The organism is Pseudomonas atacamensis (assembly GCF_017167965.1).
Lineage (GTDB): Bacteria > Pseudomonadota > Gammaproteobacteria > Pseudomonadales > Pseudomonadaceae > Aquipseudomonas > Aquipseudomonas atacamensis.
In genome coordinates, this window is record NZ_CP070503.1 from 5,755,629 (window position 1) to 5,777,599 (window position 21,971).

Here is a 21,971-nt window from a genome sequence, read left to right on the forward strand (position 1 = left end):
CCATGAGCAAGTTTTTTGATGAGCTGATGGAAAGCGTGCAGGAAATGGATGAGATTCTTCGGGGTGAAAAAAAGCCGTCCCGCGAATTCTATGTGGATGCATTACAGGTTAAACAGATTCGCAAAGCGACGGGAATGACGCAGGCAAAGTTCGCAGCCTTGATCGATGTCCAATTGGGAACGTTACGCAATTGGGAGCAAGGTCGTCGTCAGCCGACTGGGCCGGCCAAAGCACTACTCAAGGCCATTCATAACGATCCTGTCCATGTGCTGAGTGCACTGGCTGATTGACACATAGCCAGGGCAAGCCACGTCTTTGAGTCCAACCAAGCTGCATTTCAGATCGGAAATAAAAAACCGCCCCAAAGGGCGGTTTTTTATTCACTGCAAACCACTACTTACAATTTCGGCCCAGCCGCCTTGATCGCGTCGCTCACTTCGAACTTCTTGAAGTTCTCGATGAACAGACCGGCCAATGCTTTGGCTGCCTCGTCGTACGCAGCCTTGTCAGCCCAGGTGTTGCGTGGATTGAGCAGGTTGGTGTCGACGCCCGGGACCGCCAGAGGCACGTCGAGGTTGATGGTGTCGAGGTGTTCGGTGGCTGCACCGATCAGCGCGCCGCTCTGGATCGCTGCGATCACCGCGCGGGTGGTCGGGATGTTGAAGCGTTGGCCGACGCCGTAGCCGCCGCCGGTCCAGCCGGTGTTGACCAGGTAGACCTTGGAGCCGAAACCGCGGATGCGCTTGATCAGCAGTTCTGCGTACTCACCAGCCGGACGCGGAAAGAACGGTGCGCCGAAGCAGGTGGAGAAGGTCGACTTGATGCCGCTGCCCGAACCCATTTCAGTCGAGCCCACCAGTGCGGTGTAGCCGGACAGGAAGTGGTAGGCCGCTTGCTCTTCGTTGAGGATCGACACTGGCGGCAGCACGCCGGTCAGGTCGCAGGTAAGGAAGATCACCGCGTTTGGCTCGCCACCCAGGTTCTTCTCGGAGCGCTTGGCAACGTGCTCCAGCGGGTAGGCGGCGCGGCTGTTCTGGGTCAGGCTGACATCGGCGTAGTCGGCGTGCTTGGCGTCGTCGATAACGACGTTCTCCAGCACTGCACCGTGCTTGATGGCTTTCCAGATTACCGGCTCGTTCTTCTCGGAGAGGTCGATGCACTTGGCGTAGCAACCGCCTTCGATGTTGAACACCACGCCTTCGCCCCAGCCGTGTTCGTCGTCACCGATCAGGTAACGGCTTTCGTCGGCCGACAGGGTGGTTTTACCGGTGCCCGACAGACCGAAGAACAGGGTCACGTCGCCGTCTTCGCCGATGTTGGCAGCACAGTGCATTGGCAGCACGTCAGCGGCCGGCAGCAGGAAGTTCTGCACCGAGAACATGGCTTTCTTCATCTCGCCGGCGTAACGCATGCCGGCGATCAGCACTTTCTTCTGCGCGAAGTTGATGATCACGCAACCATCGGAGTTGGTGCCGTCACGCTCAGGCACGCACTCGAAGTTGGCGACGTTGAGCACTTGCCATTCTTCACGGCCAGCCGGGTTGTACTGGGCCGGGTTGATGAACAGGCAACGACCGAACAGGTTCTGCCAGGCAGTCTGTGTGGTCATTTTCACGGCCAGGTAGTGATCTTCCGCCGCGCCTACATGCACGTGGGAAACGAAGTGCTCTTGCGCGTTGTTGAAGGCCTCGACGCGAGCCCACAGGGCATCGAACTTGTCGGCCGGGAACTTGCGGTTGATCGGGCCCCAGGCGATAGCAGCCTGGGTGGAAGGCTCTTCTACGATGAAACGGTCGACTGGCGAACGGCCGGTGCGGTGACCGGTGCGAACAACCAGAGCGCCGGTATCGGCAAGCTCGCCTTCACCGCGATTCAGGGCTTCTTTTACCAGATCATCAACACTCAGATCGGTGTACACGGCGTTATTGGCTTGCGTCATGAGGTTCCCCGTCGGCCAGTGGCCGAGTGTGCTCCAAACGTTTTGTAGTAGAAAGTCGTGCACTACTACCGCGAAAAAAGTGGGCCGGATTATGCCAGAAAAGCCCAAAAAGAGTAGGGTCCTCCCGTCGTAACGGCGATATTCCGTCATTCCGCAGTGAATTTACCTGCGCTGAACCGTTTTAGTGACGGGTATCTGACGGCGTATCGACGCCCGCGCCAGCGAACAATTGAGCAATATCGGCCGCGTCGAACAGGTACTGCTGATTGCAGAACTGGCAATCGATCTCGACTTTGCCGCCCTGCTCGGCGGCCAGCGCCAGCGCATCTTCCAGCCCAAGACTGACCAGCGCATTGCCGGAGCGTTCCCGCGAGCAACTGCAACTGAAGCGCAAATGCTGCACATCGAACAGGCGCACCTGCTCTTCGTGGTACAGGCGATGCAGGACGGTTTCGTTGTCCAGGCTCAGCAGCTCATCGGCGCTCAGAGTGCTGGCCAACGCGGTGAGGTGCTGCCAGCTGGCGGCGCGATCCTCTTCGTCTTTTAAGCGATCAGCGGGGAGTTGTTGCAGCAGCATGCCGCGGGCACGACGACCGTCGGCGAACAGCTTGAAGCGGGTGCCAACCTGCTGCGACATGACGAAGTAGTTGGTGAAGCAATCCGACAGGGTTTCGCCGTCGAGATCGACAATGCCCTGATAGCGCTGGCCAACAGTCGGGTCGACGGTGAGGGCCAGAACGCCGTCCGGCATCAGATCGCTGAGGGTGGCGTCTGCGGCGATCTGCTCGGCGTTGTAACGCGCCAGACCACGGATCTCACGCTCGCTGGAGCACTCGATCATCAGCAGCGGAATCGGCCCTTCCGAGCGTGCCTGCAAAATCAGCAAGCCATCGAACTTGAGCGTGCCGACCAGCAACGAAGCGGCCGCCATCAGTTCGCCGAGCAACTGCGCGACAGGTTCCGGGTACGGGTGTTTGGCGAGGACTTCGGCGTAGCTGCGCTCCAGCGCTACCAGTTCGCCGCGAGTGTCGCTGTCATCGAAGATGAAGCGTTGAGTGAAATCGGTATCCGCTAGGTCGGTCATAGGTCTGGGTATCTGAATGTGATGACAAAATGATTACAAAACGTGAAAATTTGCGCTTGCTGGCACTTTTTTTGGTGCCGGCGCTTTTTCGCCATGGGAGGCATTTTATGAACAATCCGGGTTTGTTCCAATCAAGGTGGAACCTCGGCCGGCTGGTTCTGTGTAACGTAGTGCCGTTGGCGCTACTGGCTTTCTGGTTATGGCCTACCGGCCAGATGCTGTGTGTGATTTTCGACGAGTGGCTGTTCCGCTCGCTGAATGCACCGCTGGCCAGCAACCCGATATGGCTCCACATCTGGGCGATTGCAAGTCTGCGCCCGTTCGACATCGTCGTCGGACTGATTCTGCTGACGCTGCTGATCAAGGGCGACTGGGTTTTCAGGGCGATCGACGTGCGTCGCGCGTTTTTCGGTTTTTTCTCGATCCTGCTGCTGATGGTGGTGATCCGCGCGCTGTTTTCCAAATTCGCCGATCACATGGGCTGGCAGCACAGCAGCCCGTCAATGGTGCTTGAGGGCGCCGTGCACATCAGCGATTACTTTCCGCACCTGGAAAAAACCTGGGAGCTGAAGGACCGTTCCGGCCAGAGTTTCCCCGGTGATCATGCCTCAGTGCTGTTGATCTGGGCATTGTTCATGGGCGTGTTCAGCCGCACCGTCGGACAATTTCTAACAGTATGGGGTCTGGCAGTGTTGTTCATGCTGCCGCGTCTGGTGGCCGGCGCGCATTGGGGTCAGGACGATTACATCGGCGGCGTGCTGCTGGCGGTGTGGGCGTTGGGCTGGGGTTACTACACACCGTTTGCCTGGCACGCGGCGAACTTCTGGTTGAAGCTGACCGCGCCGGTTTTCGCGTTGCTGGGCAAGCTGCCGATGGTGTCGCGGATGAGTGTGGTGCGTAGCGCCTGATACCGCGTCGTACTCGATTCGCGAGCAGGCTCGCTGCCACAGACGACTCGATCGAATGTGGCAGCGAGCCTGCTCGCGAAGAAGCCGGCACAACGTTTCAATCTTCGTTGCTGCTACCGCGAAACTTGAACAGATCCCGCCGCTGTTTCTTGCTCGGCTTGCCATCGGTGCTCACGCCCAACGCCCCCGCCTTGCGCATTGCCGCAGCCGCTTCACGCTTGGTGACACTCGCCTCGGTTTCGGCATACAAGGTCTGCGCCTCGGGTGCGCCACGACGCACGATCGACAATGCCTCGACCTTCACCGTACGCACTTCGAAGCCAGTGCGAATCTCGAACTCATCACCGATGCGCGGCTCCTTGCCCGGTTTGCAGCGCTCGCCACGGCAATGCACCTTGCCACTTTCAATGGCGGCTTTGGCCAATGCACGGGTCTTGTAGAAACGCGCTGCCCATAGCCATTTATCGAGACGGACCTTGTCGTCCTCCTCCTGCTTCTGTCCCATATGAATTCCTCGCTCAGCCAGTAGTCGGAACTGTACTACCGTTTCTGTCGGGCGCAAGAACTCGGCCCTCCAGATAGACTGTGATCTTCGCCGCCTGACCGGCCTGGAGTGACCGCGTGACTAAATTTCCAACTTCGTTGACCTCACCCAAGGGCGGTTGCCAGGGCTGCCAGCAGAGCGAGCCGCTGGACTTCGATTTTGCCTTCGCCTACCAGCCGATCGTCGACCTGCGCGACCAGTCGGTATTCGCCCACGAGGCGTTGGTGCGAGGCGTGGCCGGGGAAGGTGCACTGTCGGTGTTAAATCAGGTTACAGAAGACAACCGCTACCGTTTCGACCAGCTCTGCCGGACCCGCGCCATCGAAGGCGCGGCGAGCCTTAATATGCAGACACACTTGTCGATCAACTTTTTGCCCAACGCCGTCTACCGTCCAGAGCTATGCATTCGCAGCACACTGGAGGCCGCACGCAAACACAACTTTCCGATCGACCGGCTGATTTTCGAAACCCTGGAAATCGAGCACGTAGATAATTATCGCCATTTGACCAATATTCTGCGTGAATACCGCGAATTCGGCTTCAAGACCGCCATCGACGATTTCGGTGCCGGTTATTCGGGGCTCAATCTGCTGGCTGATTTCCAACCGGACCTGATCAAACTCGACATGGCGCTGATCCGCGATGTTGACCAGGACCGTGTCCGTCAAGTGATCGTGCGGGGGATTGTCACAATGTGTGCGGAGTTGGACGTTACAGTCATTGCCGAAGGCATAGAAAGCGCCGGGGAACGGGATTTCCTCGCGGACTGTGGAATATTTCTGATGCAGGGCTACTGGTTCGCCAGACCGGCATTCAAAGCGTTGGCCCAGGTGCCGGACGAGGCCTGGAAGCGTTAACCCTTGGTTTTTTTCTTTGAAGACATTTGATCATTTGACCGTTGTCGGTCTGCGCGAGTGGGTGGCGCTCCCGGGCCTGGGAGTCGCGGGCCTGCGCGCAAAAATCGACACCGGAGCCAGCACCTCCAGCCTGCACGCCACCGATATCGAACCGTTCGAACGCGACGGCGAGAAATGGGTGCGCTTCACTGCGCATCTCGGCACGGTGGTGCAGTTGCGTCACCGGCGCTGCGAAGCGCCGCTGGTCACGCGCAAAACCATCAAGAGCTCCAACGGCCATGCGCAAGTGCGCTATGTGATCAGCACCACGCTGGCCCTGGGCGATCGGGTCTGGCCGGTGGAGTTCACCCTGGCCTGCCGCAAGTCCATGCGCTATCGCCTGTTGCTCGGTTCCAAAGCCCTGATCGATGGCCAGTTGGTGGTTAATCCGGGCATCAAGTATGTACAAGACAAGCCGGTGTTCCCGGTATCTACCTCCTCCACAGGTGTTGCATGAAGATCGCTGTGCTGTCGCGTAATCCGCGTCTGTATTCCACCCGCCGTCTGGTCGAAGCCGGAATCGAGCGCGGGCATGAAATGGTGGTGATCGACACCTTGCGCGCCTACATGAACATTGCCAGCCATAAGCCGCAGATCCATTACCGCGGCAAACCGCTGGAAGGTTTTGACGCGGTGATCCCGCGGATCGGCGCATCGGTGACGTTCTACGGCTGCGCGGTGTTGCGTCAGTTCGAAATGATGGGCGTGTTCCCGCTCAACGAGTCGGTGGCCATCGCCCGCTCGCGGGACAAATTGCGTTCGCTGCAGTTGCTGTCGCGGCGCGGCATCGGTTTGCCGGTCACCGGTTTTGCCCACTCGCCGGACGATATTCCCGACCTGATCGCCATGGTCAACGGTGCACCGCTGGTGATCAAGGTGCTCGAAGGCACTCAGGGCATAGGCGTGGTGCTGTGCGAAACAGCCACGGCGGCAGAGTCGGTGATCGAAGCGTTCATGGGCCTGAAGCAGAACATCATGGTTCAGGAATACATCAAGGAAGCCGGCGGCGCGGATATCCGCTGCTTCGTGGTCGGCGACAAGGTGATCGCGGCAATGAAGCGCCAGGCCAAACCGGGAGAATTTCGTTCCAACCTGCATCGCGGCGGCAGCGCCAGCCTGATCAAGATCACCCCGGAAGAGCGCATGACCGCGCTACGCGCTGCCAAGGTCATGGGCCTGGCGGTGGCGGGTGTGGATATCCTGCGCTCAAATCACGGGCCGCTGGTGATGGAAGTGAACTCGTCGCCGGGACTGGAAGGCATCGAGACCACCACGGGGAAAAATGTGGCGGGGATCATCATCGAGCATCTGGAAAAGAATGGCGGGCCGAATATGACCCGCACCAAGGGCAAGGGGTAGAGAAGCAGCTGCTAGCGGCAAGCTTCAAGCGGCAAGTGAAAAGCGCTCTTGCTTGTAGCTTGTAACTTGTAACTTGTAGCTTGTAGCTTGTAGCTGCTTCTAAACCGCATCTCTCGGCAACATCAACCCCAGCGGCAATCTCACGCGGGCCTCAAGTCCACCCCCGGACCGGTTGCGCAATTCGACGTTGCCGCCATGCATCGCCGCAATCCTTTTCACGATCGCCAGCCCCAGCCCGGTGCCTTTGCCACCGCGAGCCCGATCACCTCGGGTAAACGGGTTGAAGATTGCCTCAAGCTCGGACGGATCAATCCCGGCGCCACGGTCCATCACGCTCAGCACTACATACGGCGCGCTGGTATCTCCGGACACATAAGCCGCGACCTCAACACCCGTGCCGGCATGGTTCAAGGCGTTGCCGATCAGGTTGTTGAGCAGGCGCTTCATCGACACTCGACGTAGCGGGAACGGCTGGATCGGTTCCAGGCGCAGGCGCACTTTCTCTTCGTTCTGGTTGTACGGCGCGGCGACTTCACGCACCAGATCGCTGAGGTCCACCTCCTCCACTGACTCATCACGACCATCGCGGATGAACGCGAGGAACTGGTCGAGAATCGCGTCCATGTCTTCGATATCGCGGACCATGTCGTCGGTGAGATCGGTGTGATCGCCCATCAATTCCAGCGACAGGCGCAAGCGCGTCAGCGGTGTGCGCAAGTCGTGGGAAACCCCCGCCAGCATCAGCTCGCGCTCGCGTCCGGCCTGTTCAACGTCCTCGGCCATCTGGTTGAAGGCGCGATAAACCTCGGTCATTTCGCTCGGCGTGTCGCTGATCGGCAGGCGCACGCTGCGGCCTTGGCCGAGTTGCCGCGCGGCATACACCAGGCGCTTCAACGGCTGATTGAGCTGGCTGACGAAGATCCATGCCGATGCCGTCGACAACAGGCCGATGGCGAGGAACCAGCCGAGCACGTTCCAGATTTTCTGGCCGCGCAGCGGGTGCGGATACAACGGCACTTTCAGCCAGCCATCGCCCAGGCTCGGTGCCCTCACCCACAATGCCGGCGGCGAGTGCATGCGCAAACGCACCTCGGTGTCGGCACCCAGTTCCGCCTGCATCTGCCGCTGATAGATTTCGCTGTACGGCCAGTGCTGCTCGCCTTCCGGCACACCGGCGCCGACCACACGAATCAGGGTCGCGGCATCGGCAATTTTTGCGCGGTTCTCTTCGTCGGCGGCCCAATAGGCGCGCAGCGTCAGAGCGACACCATGGCTGTATTGGCGGTCCACCAGCACGTCCTCGTTCATCAACAGATAAACCAGGGTCAGCGCCTTGGAAAACAGCACGACGATCAGCACCAGCCAGAGGGTGCGGGAGAAAAAACTTTGGGGGAACCAGACGGGGGTTTTCATCTTTAACCGCTACACACTTGCAGGAGCGAGCAATGCTCGCATATTGCGGATTGCGAGTCTGTGGCAATGGCCGTGCGGCCAGAGCCTTGCAGACCCGCTCCTACAAATCACCGATCACTTGGTGGCGGTGCCATCCGGTACGAACACGTAACCCACACCCCAGACGGTCTGGATGTAACGCGGTTTCGACGGATCGGGTTCGATCATCCGGCGCAGACGCGAGATCTGCACGTCGATGGAACGCTCCAGCGCATCCCATTCACGGCCACGGGCGAGGTTCATCAGCTTGTCGCGGGTCAGCGGCTGACGCGCGTTCATCACCAGCGCCTTGAGTACCGCGAACTCACCGGTGGTGAGCATGTGCACTTCATCGCCACGCTTGAGCTCGCGGGTCGCCAGCGACAACACGTAATCACCGAAGGTGACGTTTTCGTCTTCACTGCCCGGCGCGCCCGGTACCGGGGCAGCCTGACGGCGCAATACCGCTTTGACCCGCGCCATCAGCTCGTCGGGGTTGAACGGCTTGGCCAGGTAATCGTCGGCGCCCAGTTCAAGGCCCTTGATACGGCTCAGCTCATCGCCCTTGGCGGTGAGCATGATGATCGGAATCTGGTTGTTCGCGCTGCGCAGGCGGCGGCACGCGGTCAGGCCGTCTTCGCCCGGCAGCATCAGGTCGAGAACGACCAGATTGAACACTTCACGCGCCAGCAGACGATCCATCTGCTCGGTGTTCGGAACGGTACGGGCACGGTAGCCCTTGCTGACGAAGAAACGCTCCAGCAGGCTGCTCAGCCCCGGATCGTCATCAACGATAAGAATTTTTTCGCCTTCAGCCGTTTGTGCTGTGCTGCTCATTGGATGCTCCTTTTAGCTCGGCGCGCATTATGGCGTAGCTGCCGTTATACGCACCGTGTGCATTGTTAGCAGATTTTTCCTTCACTGCCAGAAAACCGAGGTTTATGCCTACAGCCTGCAACGCCCCCGAATGACAGAACGCTGGTTATAATGCGCGGCGTTTTGCGCCAGGCAACGTCTGAATCGTTACCGTAAGTGGCCGGTATTTTTTCCGGCCCTGTGCAGTAACTGTTCGATTTCACGGGTCAATGGGCAGCTTCTTGATCCAGGCAGCGGCAATTTTCCAGCCGCTCAATCAGCCTCCAGGCCATTATCTGCGTGCCTGCGAGCCTGCTTTCATACTATGTCAGGTGGTTTTATGGACAGCATCAACAGCCGCATCGCCGAGGAACTCGGCGTACGCCCACAACAGGTCGAAGCGGCCGTCGCGCTACTCGATGAAGGTTCTACCGTCCCCTTCATCGCCCGTTACCGGAAAGAAGTCACCGGCAGCCTCGATGACACTCAGTTGCGTCATCTGGAAGAGCGCCTGCGCTACCTGCGAGAACTCGACGAACGGCGCATCAGCATCCTCGCCAGCATCGAGGAGCAAGGCAAACTCACCCCTGCCCTTGAGCGCGACATCAAGCTCGCCGACACCAAGACCCGTCTCGAAGACTTGTACCTGCCGTACAAGCAGAAGCGCCGCACCAAGGGCCAGATCGCCCTCGAAGCCGGCCTCGGCGAACTGGCCGACGGCTTGTTCAACGACCCGAACCTGTCGCCGGAAACCGAAGCCGCGCGCTTCGTCGACGCCGAAAAGGGCGTGGCCGACATCAAGGCTGCGCTGGAAGGCGCCAAATACATTCTCATGGAGCGCTTCGCCGAAGACGCCAGCCTGCTGGAAAAGCTGCGCAATTTCCTCAAACAGGAAGCGATCCTCAGTGCCCGCGTCATCGCTGGCAAGGAAGAGGAAGGCGCCAAGTTCCGTGATTATTTCGAACACGACGAGCCGCTGAAAAGCATGCCCTCGCACCGCGCCCTCGCCATTTTCCGTGGCCGCAACGAAGGCATTCTCAGCTCCGCGCTGAAAGTCGGCGATGAGCTGCCCGGCACCATGCACCCGTGCGAAGGCATGATCGCTCAGCAGTTCGGCATCCAGAACCAGAACCGCCCGGCGGACAAATGGCTCGGTGAAGTGGTGCGCTGGACCTGGAAGGTCAAGCTCTACACCCACCTGGAAACCGACCTGCTGGGCGAGTTGCGCGACGGTGCCGAAACCGAAGCGATCAACGTGTTCGCGCACAACCTGCACGACCTGCTGTTGGCCGCTCCGGCCGGCCCGCGCGCGACCCTGGGCCTCGACCCGGGCCTGCGTACCGGCTGCAAGGTTGCCGTGGTCGACTCCACCGGCAAGCTGCTCGACCACGCCACGGTTTACCCGCACGTGCCACACAACAAGTGGGATCAGACCATCGCCATCTTGGCCGCGCTGTGCGCCAAGCACTCGGTGGATCTGATCGCCATCGGCAACGGTACTGCCAGCCGTGAGACCGACAAGCTGGCGATCGAACTGATCAAAAAATATCCAGCGATGAAAATGACCAAGGTCATGGTGTCCGAAGCCGGCGCCTCGGTGTACTCGGCCTCGGAACTGGCGGCCAAGGAATTCCCGGATCTCGACGTGTCGATCCGTGGCGCCGTGTCGATTGCCCGTCGCCTGCAGGATCCGCTGGCCGAGTTGGTGAAAATCGATCCGAAATCCATCGGTGTCGGCCAGTACCAGCACGACGTCTCGCAGCTGAAACTGGCGCGCGGTCTGGATGCCGTGGTCGAGGATTGCGTGAACGCCGTGGGCGTGGATGTGAACACCGCCTCCGTGGCATTGCTGGCGCGGATCTCCGGCCTCAACGCAACGCTGGCGCAAAACATCGTCGCTCACCGTGACGAACACGGCGCGTTCAAGACTCGTGCAGCGCTGAAGAAAGTTGCGCGACTGGGCGAAAAAACCTTCGAACAGGCCGCCGGCTTCTTGCGCGTGATGAACGGCGACAACCCGCTGGATTCGTCGGCGGTTCACCCGGAAGCCTATCCGCTGGTGCAGCGCATTGCCGCTGAAACCGACCGCGACATTCGCTCGCTGATCGGCGATGCCGCGTTCCTCAAACGTCTGGACCCGAAGAAATTCACCGACGAAACCTTCGGTCTGCCGACCGTCACCGACATCCTGCAAGAACTGGAAAAACCTGGTCGCGATCCGCGTCCGGAGTTCAAGACTGCCGAGTTCCAGGAAGGCGTCGAAGACCTCAAGGATCTGCAACTGGGGATGATCCTTGAAGGCGTGGTGACCAACGTGACGGCGTTTGGTGCGTTCGTCGACATCGGCGTGCATCAGGATGGTCTGGTGCACATCTCGGCGCTGTCGGAAAAGTTCATCAAGGACCCGCGCGAAGCAGTCAAGGCCGGTGACGTGGTGAAAGTGAAGGTCATGGAAGTCGATATCCCGCGCAAACGCGTCGGCCTGTCGATGCGCATGGGCGACACCCCGGGCGAGAAAATCGATGGCGCCCGTGGCTCGCGTCCGGGCTCGGCACAACGCCAGCCGTCGAACAATGCGCCACGCAAGGAAACCGTCACCGCCGCGCCGGTAAACAATGCGATGGCCTCGCTGTTCGCCAACGCCAAACAGTTGAAGAAACGCTGATGGAAATGCCGGCCGGGCTCGTCGAGAGCGCGTTTTTCAAGCTGTTGGGCTGTCGCCTGCACAGTCTCGAAACCGGGGTGGCGCAAGTCGCCCTGGCGCTTGAGCCCGAACTGCGCAACCGCGGCGGCAAACTGCACGGCGGTGCGCTGTTCAGTCTGGTCGATATTGCTATGGGCCTGGCGTGTTCCAGCAGCCATGGCTTCGATCAGCAGAGTGCGACCATCGAATGCAAGATCAACTACATCCGCGCCGTTTCCGATGGCGAGGTGCTGTGCACGGCGCGGGTGATCCACCCGGGCCGGCGCACGCTGGTGGTCGAAGCCGAGGTGATGCAGGGCGACAAACTGGTCGCAAAAGCACAAGGCACCTTCGCTGTCCTGTAGATGTTGCTCATCATTTTGAGTTAATTTCGGCGCAACGAATCCTGTGGGAGCGAGCCTGCTCGCGAAGACGGTGTGTCAGTCGACGATGATATTGACTGCAAAACCCTCTTCGCGAGCAGGCTCGCTCCCACAGGGATTGTGCAGTTCTTGACTGACCGGCAAATGGCCTGCCGCTACAAACCAGGCGATAACGCCAGTTTCAACTTCACCCTTGTAGACCGTCCTGCCCACCCCCATATTGGGGCGACTGACGCGTGAAGGAATCCAAATTGAGCGAACTTCTCAACCGCCGCCTGGCTCTGCTCGGCGAGCGCGCTAACCTCTCTCTGCTCAAGCAGTGCCTGCACGGTATCGAACGTGAATGCCTGCGCGTGACCAGTGAAGGTCGCCTGGCGCAAACGCCGCACCCCGAAGCCCTGGGTTCCGCGCTGACCAACGAACAGATCACCACCGACTACTCCGAGTCGCTGCTGGAATTCATCACGCCTGCCCTGCCGGATCCTGCCGACACGCTGGCGAGCCTGGACAAGATTCATCGTTTTGCCTACAGCAAACTCGGCAACGAGTACCTGTGGAGTCCATCGATGCCGTGCCCGTTGCCGGCCGAGGAAGATATCCCGATTGCCTATTACGGCACCTCCAACATCGGTCAGCTCAAGTACGTCTATCGCAAGGGCCTGGCCCTGCGTTACGGCAAGACCATGCAGTGCATTGCCGGTATTCACTACAACTTTTCCCTGCCGGAACAACTCTGGCCATTGCTGCGCGAGGCCGAAGGTTTCGTCGGCACCGATCGCGATTTCCAGTCGGTGTCCTACATCGCGCTGATCCGCAACTTCCGTCGCTACAGCTGGCTGCTGATGTACCTGTTCGGTGCCTCGCCAGCGCTGGACGCCGGCTTCCTGCGCGGGCGTTCGCATCAGCTCGAGCAGCTCGACCCGGACACGCTGTATCTGCCATACGCGACCAGCCTGCGCATGAGCGATCTCGGTTATCAGAGCAACGCCCAGGCCGGCCTGACACCGTGCTACAACGATCTGGCGAGCTACACCGACAGCCTGCGCGAAGCGGTGGCCACGCCCTACGCGCCGTACGTGGAAGTCGGCACGCACAAGGATGGCGAGTGGGTGCAGCTCAATACCAACATCCTGCAGATTGAAAACGAGTACTACTCCAACATCCGCCCGAAACGCGTGACCTACACCGGCGAGCGGCCGATCCAGGCGCTGATGGCGCGCGGCATCCAGTACGTCGAAGTGCGCTGCCTGGACATCAACCCGTTCCTGCCAATGGGCATCGACATCACCGAGTCGCGCTTCATCGACGCCTTCCTGCTGTATTGCGCGTTGAACGACAGTCCGCTGCTGACCAACACTTCGTGCGGCAACGCCACTTCGAACTTCCTCAGCGTGGTCAAGGAAGGTCGCCGTCCGGGCCTGCAATTGCAGCGTGATGGTGAGTCGGTCGAAATGAAGCAATGGGCCGCTGAACTGCTGGAACAGATTGCTCCGCTGGCGGCGATGCTCGATCAGAGCGTCGGCGGCGATGCCCACAGCAAGGCGCTGGATGCGCAACTGGCCAAGGTCAACGACCCGTCCCTGACGCCATCGGCGCAGGTACTGGCGGCCATGGCTGAGCACAAGGAAAGCTTTGCCCAATTCTCCCTGCGCCAGAGCCAGGCCCATGCCGAGTTCTTTCGCAGCGAGCCGTTGGCAGCTGACGAGCAAGCGAGGTTTGAAGAACTGGCGCGCGCGTCGCTGGCGCAGCAGACCGAGCTTGAGCAGAACGAAGTCGGCGATTTCGATGTGTTTGTCGGCGCGTATCAGGCGAGCATCCTCGCCATCAGCAATTAAAGCTGCCCCGGCCTTGATCGTTCCCACGCTCTGCGTGGGAATGCAGCCTGTGACGCTCCGCGTCACTTTCGACGCAGAGCGTCCCTTGAGGCGTTACCACGCAGAGCGTGGGAACGATCAGTCAAAGGCTCACATCCTCGCCTGTCTTAGATTTTTCCGCTCATAAGCTCATTCGAAAAAGTTATTTATTTCGAGATTCTTAGATCATTTAGTCTCCACTCATGCCGACATTCGGTCGCCTGATCTGGAGCTCTCACTTGAAACTGAATTTCCCGCTTCGCCTGCTCGCCGCCGCCTCACTGGCCGCTGCAAGCTTCCTGGCCCAGGCGGCCGACCTCACTGTCGCCTACCAGACTACCGTCGACCCGGCCAAGGTCGCTCAGGCCGACGGCGCCTACGAGAAAGCTACCAAGGCCGATATCAGCTGGCGCAAGTTCGATAACGGCGCCGACATCATCGCCGCCATCGCGTCCGGCGATGTGCAGATCGGCTACCTCGGTTCGAGTCCACTGACCGCCGCGATCACCCGCAAGGTACCGGTAGAAACCTTCCTGATTGCCACGCAGATCGGCGCCGCTGAAGCACTGGTCGCGCGCGACGGCTCCGGCATCAAGACTCCGCAGGATCTGATCGGCAAGAAAATCGCCGTGCCGTCCGTGTCCACCGGGCACTACAGCCTGCTCGCCGCGCTCAAGCACTGGAACATCGACCCGTCGAAAGTCACCGTGCTCAACCTCGCGCCGCCAGCCATCATCGCGGCGTGGAAACGCGGTGACATCGACGCCACTTACGTGTGGGATCCGGCACTGGGCGTGGCCAAGGAAAACGGCAAAGTGCTGATCACCTCCGGCGAGCTGGCCAAGTTCGGCGCGCCTACCTTCGATGCTTGGATCGTGCGCAAAGACTTCGCCGAAAAGCACCCGGAAATCGTCACCGCGTTCGCCAAGGTCACCCTCGACGCCTACGCCGATTACCGCAGGGATCCGCAGGCCTGGCTGGCCAATCAGAGCAACGTCGACAAACTGGTCAAACTCTCCGGCGCCAAGGCCAGCGACATCCCATTGCTGCTGCAGGGCAACGTCTACCCGCTGGCGGCGGATCAGGTCAGTGACCTCGGCGCGCCGACCACCAAAGCCATCACTGACACCGCCGCGTTCCTCAAGGAGCAAGGCAAGGTCGAAGCCGTCCTGCCGGACTACGCGCCTTACGTCAGCGCCAAATACATCACCAACTGATCGGGAGATACAGCGATGGCCTTGCTACAGCTGGAGCGCATCAGCGCACAGTACCCGGGCAGCCCGGAGCCGGTGCTGGCGGATATTTCTCTGACCCTGGGGCCGCAGCAATTGCTGGTCGCCCTCGGCCCGTCCGGCAGTGGCAAGACTTCGCTGTTGAACCTGATTGCCGGTTTCGTCGAACCGAGTGCCGGGCGCATCACCCTCGACGGCGTGCCAGTCAAAGGCCCGAGCGCCGAACGTGGCGTGGTGTTTCAGGACGACGCCTTGCTGCCCTGGCAGGACGTATTGGCCAACGTCGCCTTCGGCCTTGAACTGGCCGGTGTCGGCAAGGACAAACGCGAACAGCGCGCCCGGGAAATGCTCGCGCTGGTCGATCTCGCCGGCTTCGAAGAGCGGCGCATCTGGCAATTGTCCGGCGGCCAGAAACAACGCGTCGGCCTCGCCCGCGCCCTCGCCGCCGACCCGCGCGTGTTGCTGATGGACGAGCCGTTCGGTGCGCTTGATGCATTCACTCGCGAGCAGATGCAGGAGCTGTTGCTGCAAGTCTGGCAACGCACGGCCAAGCCGGTTTTCCTGATTACCCACGATATTGAAGAAGCGGTGTTCCTCGCCACGGACCTGATTCTGCTGGCGCCGAATCCAGGGCAGATCGTCGAGCGTCTGCAATTGGATTTCGGTCAGCGTTATGCCGCTGGCGAGTCGGCGCGCACGATCAAATCCGATCCGCGTTTTATCGAAACCCGCGAGCACGTGCTGAGCAAAGTCTTCTCGCAACGCAGCGCCGTACCCCGGCAGGAGCGCGCATGAGCAGTTACGACGTTTCCGCTGCGGCGGTGAAAACACCTTCGGTGAGCATCCCGGTGCGCCGCAGCCTCAGCACTCGCTGGATCAGCCTGCTGACCCTGTTCGGCCTGCTGGCGATCTGGTGGGCGGTGACCGCGACCGGCCTGATCGAACCGCTGTTCCTGCCGCCACCCTCTGCCGTGCTGCAAAAGGGCTGGTTGCTGGCGACATCCGGATACATGGATTCGACGCTGTGGCAGCACCTCGGCGCGAGCCTGAGCCGCATCGGCCTGGGTCTCGCTTTTGCGATCCTGACCGCCGTGCCGGTGGGCATTGCCATCGGCGCCAACCGCATTGCCCGTGGTGTGCTCGATCCACTGATCGAGTTCTACCGCCCGATCCCGCCGCTGGCCTATCTGCCGCTGATCGTGATCTGGTGCGGCATCGGCGAGTTGTCGAAAGTGCTGCTGATCTATCTGGCGATTTTTGCGCCGATTGCCATCGCCACCGCGACGGGTGTGCGCACGGTTGATCCAGCAAAACTGCGCGCCGCTCAGTCATTGGGCGCGACGCGCGCGCAGTTGATTCGCCATGTGATTTTGCCGAGCGCTCTGCCGGACATTCTCACCGGCGTGCGCATTGGTCTGGGCGTCGGCTGGTCGACCCTGGTCGCCGCTGAACTGATCGCGGCCACCAGTGGCCTGGGCTTCATGGTGCAGTCGGCCGCGCAGTTTCTGGTCACCGATGTCGTGGTGCTGGGGATTCTGGTCATCGCCCTGATCGCCTTCACCATGGAAATGGGCCTGCGCGCATTGCAGCGCAGACTGGTGCCATGGCACGGCCAGGCGCACTAAATCGCCTTGTGAAAATTCCCCTGTGGGAGCGAGCCTGCTCGCGAAAGCGTCAGATCAGTCACTGCACTGTCGCCTGACACTCTGCATTCGCGAGCAGGCTCGCTCCCACAAAAGCATGACACTCCGAATTCGAAGAGAACGACCATGAGCACCCTCAGCATCACCCCGTTAAGCTCGGCCCTCGGCGCGCAGATCACAGGCGTCGACATCAGCCAGCCGCTGAGCCTGGAACACCGCGACGCCATCGAACAGGCGCTGCTCAAGTATCAGGTGCTGTTTTTCCGCAACCAGCCGATCGAGCCGGCACAGCAGGCACGTTTCGCGCATTATTTCGGCGACCTGCACATTCATCCGATCTACCCGAACGTGCCGGAACAACCGGAAGTGCTGATTCTTGATACCGCCGTCACCGACGTGCGCGATAACGCGATCTGGCACACCGACGTGACCTTCCTGCCGACGCCGGCGATGGGCGCAGTGCTCAGTGCCAAGTTGCTGCCGGAGTTCGGTGGCGACACGTTGTGGGCCAGCGGGATCGCGGCATATGAAGCGTTGTCGGCGCCGATGAAAACCCTGCTCGAAGGTCTGAGCGCCACCCACGATTTCACCCGATCGTTTCCGCTCGAGCGCTACGGCAACACGCCTGAAGCGCTGGCGCAGTGGGAAGAAGCGCGCAGCAAGAATCCGCCGCTGTCGCACCCGGTGATCCGTACGCACCCGGTGAGCGGCCGGCGCTCACTGTTCGTCAATGAAGGGTTTACCTCGAAGATCAACGAGCTGTCGGAAACCGAGAGTGAGGCGATTCTGAAGTTTCTGTTCGCCCACGCGACGCGACCGGAATTCACCATTCGCTGGCGCTGGCAGAAAAACGATATTGCCTTCTGGGACAACCGCGTGACGCAGCATTACGCGGTGGACGATTACCGACCGGCGCGGCGGGTGATGCAGCGGGCGACGGTGTTGGGGGATGTGCCGTTCTTCAAGTGATCGCTGATGATCGTTCCCTCGCTCCGCGTGGGAATGCATCAACGGACGCTCCGCGTTCGGCTTTAGATGGGACGCGGAGCGTCCCGGGCGGCATTCCCACGCAGAGCGTGGGAACGATCCTCTAAGCGGCTTATTCGGCCGTCGAAGGCTTCTCCCACAGATTGATCCCGCCCTCCTGGGCAAACCGATCAATCTCCGCCAGCTCTTCAGCACTGAAATTCAGATTCTTCAGCGCGCCGACATTCTCGATAATCTGCTCCGGCCGGCTCGCGCCGATCAGTGCCGAGGTCACTCGGGGATCACGCAGCGTCCACGCCAGTGCCAGTTGCGCCAGACTCTGGCCGCGACGCTGGGCGATCTCGTTCAACGCTCGCACGTGAGCAATGTTTTCTTCGGACAAATGCGACGCCTGCAACGAGCCGCCGCCCGGGCGATTGACTCGCGCATCGGCCGGTACGCCGTTGAGATATTTGTCGGTGAGCAAACCCTGCGCCAGCGGCGTGAAGGCGATGACGCCGGTGCCGAGTTCGTCAGTGGTATCGAGCAGATCCTTTTCCACCCAGCGGTTGAGCAGGTTGTACGCTGGTTGATGAATCAGCAGCGGCACTTTCCACTCTTTCAGCAGCGCGGCCATCTCGCGGGTTTTCACGCCTGAGTAAGACGAGATACCGATGTACAGCGCCTTGCCCTGCTGCACGGCGGTGGCGAGGGCGCTGGCGGTTTCCTCCAGCGGAGTGTCCGGGTCGAAGCGGTGCGAATAAAAGATGTCCACATAGTCCAGGCCGAGGCGTTGCAGGCTCTGGTCGAGGCTGGCCAGTACGTATTTGCGCGAACCGCCGCCCTGACCATACGGGCCGGGCCACATGTCCCAACCAGCCTTGCTGGAGATGATCAACTCGTCGCGGTATTGCTTGAAGTCTTCGCGCAGCAGCCGACCGAAATTGATCTCGGCGCTGCCATAGGGCGGGCCGTAGTTGTTGGCCAGATCGAAATGGTTGATGCCCAGATCGAACGCGGTGCGCAGCAAGGCACGCTGGGTTTCGATCGGAGTGCTGTCGCCAAAGTTGTGCCAGAGGCCCAGCGACAAGGCCGGCAGCACCAGACCGCTGCGGCCGACGCGGCGGTAAGGAATGGAGTCGTAGCGGTTTTCGGCAGCGGTGTAAGTCATCGAATCCTCTCTTGTTTGATTAACAGCAGATTGAGGGTGAAACCAAACTATGTGGCGAGGGGATTTATCCCCGATGGGTGGCGAAGCCGTCCCAAAACCTGAAACCTCGGTGAATCAGGTGTACCGAGTGCGCTGGTTTTACGACTGCTTCGCAGCCGAACGGGGATGATTCTCCTCGCCACAAAAGCCCCATCAATCATGCAAAACGATTTGCAGGCCGAACCAGCCCCAGGTTCTGCCGCAACGTCCGGCCTTCATATCCAGTTCTGAACAACACGCCCAGCATACGCCCAAGCGGCGCGGCGCCGATCTCCGGTTCGACCAATTGCTGAAACGTTTCACATTTTTTCCTGCGCTTCAGCCTCGCTGGAGATTGGTGTGCTGGCGGCAACGCGGGTGCTGAAGAGTCTTGGCGTCCTGCCAAACGACGCAGTGCAACGACTGAACCTGCTGCGATGCCAAGTGATCGAGCGCGAAAGCACTTTATGAATATGGCAGAGGCTGGATTGGCTATGCTCAAAGTGCCGTCGAGTTGGCCCCTTCGCGAGCAGGCTCGCTCCCACAGAGTTCTCCTGGGGACATGAAATTCATGTCCATCCGAGATCCATTGTGGGAGTGAGCCTGCTCGCGAAGGCGGCCGATCAGGCAACACCCATCCACCAGGCCAAACCTGCCATGCACACCACCATAATCATCTTCTTCGGCTTGGTGCTGCTCGCGCTGATGCTTTATATAGGCGAACACATCGGCTTCAGCCGCTACACGCTGGCGTACGCTTTTGCGGCGCTTTGGCTGGCGTTGACGCTGATTAATGGCGCGGTCGGCGTGGTGCATGCGGGGCAACCGCTGGGGTCGGCGATTGCAATGGGCAGTGCGGTGTTCGGCGTGCCGGTGGCGGCAATGGTGTTGTTCATGCTGCTGAGCGCCGAGTCCTGAGCAGACCCGGCACTCAGCCGTCGATCAACGCACCAGATGCAGGAACTGCATGTGCCGTTCGTACTGGTCGAGGATGTCGTTGATGATCTGCTCTTTGGTGTAGCCGACCAGATCGTAGTCCTGACTGCCCTCGCGCAAGTGCACTTCGGCGCGGTAGTAGCGACGATTGTTGAGTTGCTTGGAACCCATGCCGCCGCGCGCGAACGATGGCGTGAAGTAGCCGCGCATCTGCACCTGATAGATGAACGGATGCTGCTCACCATGACCGATTTCCAGGCTGACGTTGTCATGCGCCGGATCCGGCTGGGTGACGACGTGCAGACCTTTTTCGACGAACACGGCGGTCACTTCCTCGATTGCCGGACGCACCGTGCTTTCCATGAAGCGGTACACCTCATCGCGGGACGGGAAGTGCACGGCCTGACTCAGGCGCTGGCGCCAGCCGCCGGTGCCACGCCGCGAACCGGAGACCGGCGCCAGCGAATGCAACTGCGCGATCTGCTTCTGCGACTCCAGATAGAACGCCTTGTGCAGGCCCCACATCATCAGCAGCAGAATCAACGAGAACGGCAACGAGGTCAGCACCACCGCCGACTTCAGCGCATCGATGCTGCCGGAGAACAGCAGCGCACTGGTGATCAGCGCGGTCATCGCGCCCCAGAACACCCGCAGCCATTTCGGTCCGTCTTCATCCGGGTTGCCACCCTTGGCCGACAGGGTCGAGAGCACCACAGTGCCGGAATCCGCAGACGTCACGAAGAACACGAAGCTGATGAACACCGTCACGGCGATGACGGTCTTGCTCCACGGGTAGGTTTCCAGCAGCAGGTAAATGCTCATCGACGGATTGTCGATGGCCGACATACCGAGCGCGCTCATGCCGTGATTGAGCACCTGGTCCAAGGCGCTGTTGCCGAAGATCGACATCCACGCCAGGGTGAAACCGAGCGGAATCAGCAGCACGCCGAAGACGAATTCACGGATGGTGCGGCCACGGGAGATCCGCGCGATGAACAGGCCCACGAACGGCGACCATGCAATCCACCAGGCCCAGTAGAACACTGTCCAGCCACCCAGCCAGTCACTCGGTTTGTCGTAGGCGTAGAGGTCGAAACTCTTCATCGGCAGGGCGCCGAGGTAGTCGCCGACGTTCTGGATCAGCGTGTTGAGCAGGTGCTGTGTCGGCCCGGCGAACAGCACGAACAGCAGCAGCCCGCAGGCCAGCAGCATGTTGATGTCGGACATCACCCGCACGCCTTTATCGACACCGGAGACCGCAACGATGATCGCCGCGCCCATCATCAGGGTGATCAGGCCGACCTGAATCCACTGGGTGTGGGCGATGCCGAACAGATAATCCAGACCGGAATTCAGATGCAACACGCCGAAGCCCATGTCGGCACCAAGGCCGAACACCGTGGCGATGATGCCGAAGCCGTCCACCGCGTAGCCGATCGGGCCGTTGATGCGCTTACCAATCAGCGGGTACAGCGCCGAACGCAGGGCCAGCGGCAGATTGTGCCGATAAGCGAAATAGGCCAGTGCCATGCCGACAAAGGCAAACACGCCCCAGCCATGCAGGCCCCAATGCAGAAACAGAATCTGCATCGCCTGGCGCGCCGCATCCGCCGTGCCCGCGTCGCCTTGCGGTGGCTGGAGCATATGGGTCAGCGGTTCGGAGACGCAGAAGAAGAACAGCGTGATGCTGATCCCGGCGGCGAACAGCATGCCGGCCCAGGACAGGTAACTGAATTCGGGCTCGTCGTGGTCGGCACCGAGTTTTATCTTGCCGTAGCCGGATAAGGCGGTGACCACCACGAAGACCAGATACAGGGTCATCGCGAGCATGTAGTACCAGCCGACCGTGTTGGCCGCCCAGTTTTGCGCTTCCAGCAACCAGGCGCCGGCCTGCTCAGGGATGGCGATGACGACAAGACCAAACAGCAGAATGACCGTCGCGGCGAAGTAGAACACCGGCGGATTCATGCGTACCAGACCGCTGGCGGGGGTAGACGATGCACTCATGAAAGGTGCACCTCGAAGGTTTGAAGCGTGGCTGAAATGATCGGACTCAGCAAAGGCAAGCCT

20 protein-coding genes and 1 pseudogene are annotated in these 21,971 nt (G+C 60.5%); 14 read left to right on the forward strand and 7 right to left on the reverse strand.

The annotated features are described in order from the left end of the window. The first annotated feature begins 2 nt into the window (after positions 1-2). Positions 3-290 carry a NadS family protein gene (gene nadS / locus JWU58_RS26045; protein WP_016772178.1) on the forward strand — a complete coding sequence of 96 codons (288 nt, stop codon included), beginning with the start codon at positions 3-5 and terminating at the stop codon, positions 288-290. 107 nt (positions 291-397) lie between these two features. Here nadS and JWU58_RS26050 read toward each other — a convergent pair whose 3' ends face one another. Then, the gene (locus JWU58_RS26050) at positions 398-1,939 is read right to left on the reverse strand and encodes a phosphoenolpyruvate carboxykinase (protein WP_016772179.1); all 1,542 of its coding nucleotides are present in this window, start codon (positions 1,937-1,939) and stop codon (positions 398-400) included. Positions 1,940-2,120: 181 nt separating this feature from the next. Further along, on the reverse strand, positions 2,121-3,023 hold the full coding sequence (gene hslO, locus JWU58_RS26055; RefSeq protein WP_016772180.1) for an Hsp33 family molecular chaperone HslO: 903 nt from the start codon (positions 3,021-3,023) through the stop codon (positions 2,121-2,123). A gap of 107 nt (positions 3,024-3,130) precedes the next feature. On the opposite strand from hslO, the gene JWU58_RS26060 reads away from it, so the two are divergent. Next, complete coding sequence (locus tag JWU58_RS26060; protein WP_122693213.1) at positions 3,131-3,931, forward strand: phosphatase PAP2 family protein; 801 nt, start codon at positions 3,131-3,133, stop codon at positions 3,929-3,931. A gap of 97 nt (positions 3,932-4,028) precedes the next feature. Here JWU58_RS26060 and JWU58_RS26065 read toward each other — a convergent pair whose 3' ends face one another. Next, on the reverse strand, positions 4,029-4,436 hold the full coding sequence (locus JWU58_RS26065) for an RNA-binding S4 domain-containing protein (RefSeq protein ID WP_206421238.1): 408 nt from the start codon (positions 4,434-4,436) through the stop codon (positions 4,029-4,031). 116 nt (positions 4,437-4,552) lie between these two features. Between JWU58_RS26065 and rimA the strand changes: the two genes are divergently transcribed. The 3 genes from rimA to rimK are packed head-to-tail and all read left to right on the forward strand — an operon-like array spanning position 4,553 to position 6,730. Further along, positions 4,553-5,332: a S6 modification regulatory phosphodiesterase RimA gene (gene rimA / locus JWU58_RS26070; protein WP_122881279.1), complete on the forward strand. Its 780-nt coding sequence runs from the start codon at positions 4,553-4,555 to the stop codon at positions 5,330-5,332. Between the two features lie 16 nt (positions 5,333-5,348). Further along, positions 5,349-5,828, forward strand: a complete 480-nt coding sequence (gene rimB / locus JWU58_RS26075) for a retropepsin-like aspartic endopeptidase RimB (protein WP_016772184.1) — start codon at positions 5,349-5,351, stop codon at positions 5,826-5,828. Next, positions 5,825-6,730, forward strand: a complete 906-nt coding sequence (gene rimK, locus JWU58_RS26080) for a 30S ribosomal protein S6--L-glutamate ligase (RefSeq protein ID WP_024011184.1) — start codon at positions 5,825-5,827, stop codon at positions 6,728-6,730. Before rimB ends, rimK begins: the two co-directional genes overlap by 4 nt. Before the next feature lie 99 nt (positions 6,731-6,829). Here rimK and JWU58_RS26085 read toward each other — a convergent pair whose 3' ends face one another. Both JWU58_RS26085 and ompR read right to left on the reverse strand, forming a co-directional pair. Next, positions 6,830-8,143: an ATP-binding protein gene (locus JWU58_RS26085; protein ID WP_016770645.1), complete on the reverse strand. Its 1,314-nt coding sequence runs from the start codon at positions 8,141-8,143 to the stop codon at positions 6,830-6,832. 114 nt (positions 8,144-8,257) lie between these two features. After that, on the reverse strand, positions 8,258-8,998 hold the full coding sequence (gene ompR, locus JWU58_RS26090; RefSeq protein ID WP_016772186.1) for an osmolarity response regulator transcription factor OmpR: 741 nt from the start codon (positions 8,996-8,998) through the stop codon (positions 8,258-8,260). A 358-nt stretch (positions 8,999-9,356) separates the two neighbouring features. On the opposite strand from ompR, the gene JWU58_RS26095 reads away from it, so the two are divergent. The 7 genes from JWU58_RS26095 to tauD all read left to right on the forward strand — a co-directional run bounded on the left by JWU58_RS26095 (position 9,357) and on the right by tauD (position 17,779). Continuing rightward, the gene (locus JWU58_RS26095; RefSeq protein ID WP_206421239.1) at positions 9,357-11,681 is read left to right on the forward strand and encodes a Tex family protein; all 2,325 of its coding nucleotides are present in this window, start codon (positions 9,357-9,359) and stop codon (positions 11,679-11,681) included. Continuing rightward, complete coding sequence (locus JWU58_RS26100; RefSeq protein WP_052512482.1) at positions 11,681-12,064, forward strand: PaaI family thioesterase; 384 nt, start codon at positions 11,681-11,683, stop codon at positions 12,062-12,064. Before JWU58_RS26095 ends, JWU58_RS26100 begins: the two co-directional genes overlap by 1 nt. Before the next feature lie 269 nt (positions 12,065-12,333). Then, the gene (gene gshA / locus JWU58_RS26105) at positions 12,334-13,917 is read left to right on the forward strand and encodes a glutamate--cysteine ligase (RefSeq protein ID WP_206421240.1); all 1,584 of its coding nucleotides are present in this window, start codon (positions 12,334-12,336) and stop codon (positions 13,915-13,917) included. A 257-nt stretch (positions 13,918-14,174) separates the two neighbouring features. Beyond that, entirely contained in the window at positions 14,175-15,152 is a 978-nt protein-coding gene (gene tauA / locus JWU58_RS26110; RefSeq protein ID WP_206421241.1) for a taurine ABC transporter substrate-binding protein, read from the forward strand. A 15-nt stretch (positions 15,153-15,167) separates the two neighbouring features. Then, positions 15,168-15,962, forward strand: a complete 795-nt coding sequence (gene tauB, locus JWU58_RS26115; RefSeq protein WP_206421242.1) for a taurine ABC transporter ATP-binding subunit — start codon at positions 15,168-15,170, stop codon at positions 15,960-15,962. Then, complete coding sequence (gene tauC, locus JWU58_RS26120) at positions 15,959-16,792, forward strand: taurine ABC transporter permease TauC (RefSeq protein ID WP_122611142.1); 834 nt, start codon at positions 15,959-15,961, stop codon at positions 16,790-16,792. The genes tauB and tauC overlap by 4 nt, the downstream gene beginning before the upstream one ends. Before the next feature lie 144 nt (positions 16,793-16,936). Then, positions 16,937-17,779 carry a taurine dioxygenase gene (gene tauD, locus JWU58_RS26125; RefSeq protein ID WP_206421243.1) on the forward strand — a complete coding sequence of 281 codons (843 nt, stop codon included), beginning with the start codon at positions 16,937-16,939 and terminating at the stop codon, positions 17,777-17,779. Positions 17,780-17,909: 130 nt separating this feature from the next. Here the strand turns inward: tauD and mgrA are convergent, their stop codons facing one another. Next, a complete protein-coding gene (mgrA, locus tag JWU58_RS26130; protein ID WP_122751832.1) occupies positions 17,910-18,947 on the reverse strand; it encodes an L-glyceraldehyde 3-phosphate reductase in 1,038 nt (345 codons plus the stop codon). A gap of 363 nt (positions 18,948-19,310) precedes the next feature. Here mgrA and JWU58_RS26135 point away from each other — a divergent pair. Both JWU58_RS26135 and JWU58_RS26140 read left to right on the forward strand, forming a co-directional pair. Continuing rightward, positions 19,311-19,436 (forward strand): annotated as a pseudogene (locus tag JWU58_RS26135) (LacI family transcriptional regulator); the annotation flags it as partial. 186 nt (positions 19,437-19,622) lie between these two features. After that, positions 19,623-19,883 (forward strand): hypothetical protein, encoded by a 261-nt coding sequence (locus JWU58_RS26140; RefSeq protein WP_122508675.1) that lies wholly within the window; start codon positions 19,623-19,625, stop codon positions 19,881-19,883. Between the two features lie 24 nt (positions 19,884-19,907). On the opposite strand, the gene betT is transcribed toward JWU58_RS26140, so the two are convergent. Further along, a complete protein-coding gene (betT, locus tag JWU58_RS26145) occupies positions 19,908-21,869 on the reverse strand; it encodes a choline transporter BetT (RefSeq protein WP_206422227.1) in 1,962 nt (653 codons plus the stop codon). Positions 21,870-21,971: the final 102 nt, after the last annotated feature.

Excerpts from the sequence above, each read along its gene's own strand:
- nadS (WP_016772178.1), top strand. The coding sequence starts at position 3 with ATGAGCAAGTTTTTTGATGAGCTGATGGAAAGCGTGCAGGAAATGGAT.
- JWU58_RS26050 (WP_016772179.1), bottom strand. The coding sequence starts at position 1,939 with ATGACGCAAGCCAATAACGCCGTGTACACCGATCTGAGTGTTGATGAT.
- hslO (WP_016772180.1), bottom strand. The coding sequence starts at position 3,023 with ATGACCGACCTAGCGGATACCGATTTCACTCAACGCTTCATCTTCGAT.
- JWU58_RS26060 (WP_122693213.1), top strand. The coding sequence starts at position 3,131 with ATGAACAATCCGGGTTTGTTCCAATCAAGGTGGAACCTCGGCCGGCTG.
- JWU58_RS26065 (WP_206421238.1), bottom strand. The coding sequence starts at position 4,436 with ATGGGACAGAAGCAGGAGGAGGACGACAAGGTCCGTCTCGATAAATGG.
- rimK (WP_024011184.1), top strand. The coding sequence starts at position 5,825 with ATGAAGATCGCTGTGCTGTCGCGTAATCCGCGTCTGTATTCCACCCGC.
- JWU58_RS26085 (WP_016770645.1), bottom strand. The coding sequence starts at position 8,143 with ATGAAAACCCCCGTCTGGTTCCCCCAAAGTTTTTTCTCCCGCACCCTC.
- ompR (WP_016772186.1), bottom strand. The coding sequence starts at position 8,998 with ATGAGCAGCACAGCACAAACGGCTGAAGGCGAAAAAATTCTTATCGTT.
- JWU58_RS26095 (WP_206421239.1), top strand. The coding sequence starts at position 9,357 with ATGGACAGCATCAACAGCCGCATCGCCGAGGAACTCGGCGTACGCCCA.
- JWU58_RS26100 (WP_052512482.1), top strand. The coding sequence starts at position 11,681 with ATGGAAATGCCGGCCGGGCTCGTCGAGAGCGCGTTTTTCAAGCTGTTG.
- tauB (WP_206421242.1), top strand. The coding sequence starts at position 15,168 with ATGGCCTTGCTACAGCTGGAGCGCATCAGCGCACAGTACCCGGGCAGC.
- tauC (WP_122611142.1), top strand. The coding sequence starts at position 15,959 with ATGAGCAGTTACGACGTTTCCGCTGCGGCGGTGAAAACACCTTCGGTG.
- tauD (WP_206421243.1), top strand. The coding sequence starts at position 16,937 with ATGAGCACCCTCAGCATCACCCCGTTAAGCTCGGCCCTCGGCGCGCAG.
- mgrA (WP_122751832.1), bottom strand. The coding sequence starts at position 18,947 with ATGACTTACACCGCTGCCGAAAACCGCTACGACTCCATTCCTTACCGC.
- JWU58_RS26140 (WP_122508675.1), top strand. The coding sequence starts at position 19,623 with ATGCACACCACCATAATCATCTTCTTCGGCTTGGTGCTGCTCGCGCTG.
- betT (WP_206422227.1), bottom strand. The coding sequence starts at position 21,869 with ATGAATCCGCCGGTGTTCTACTTCGCCGCGACGGTCATTCTGCTGTTT.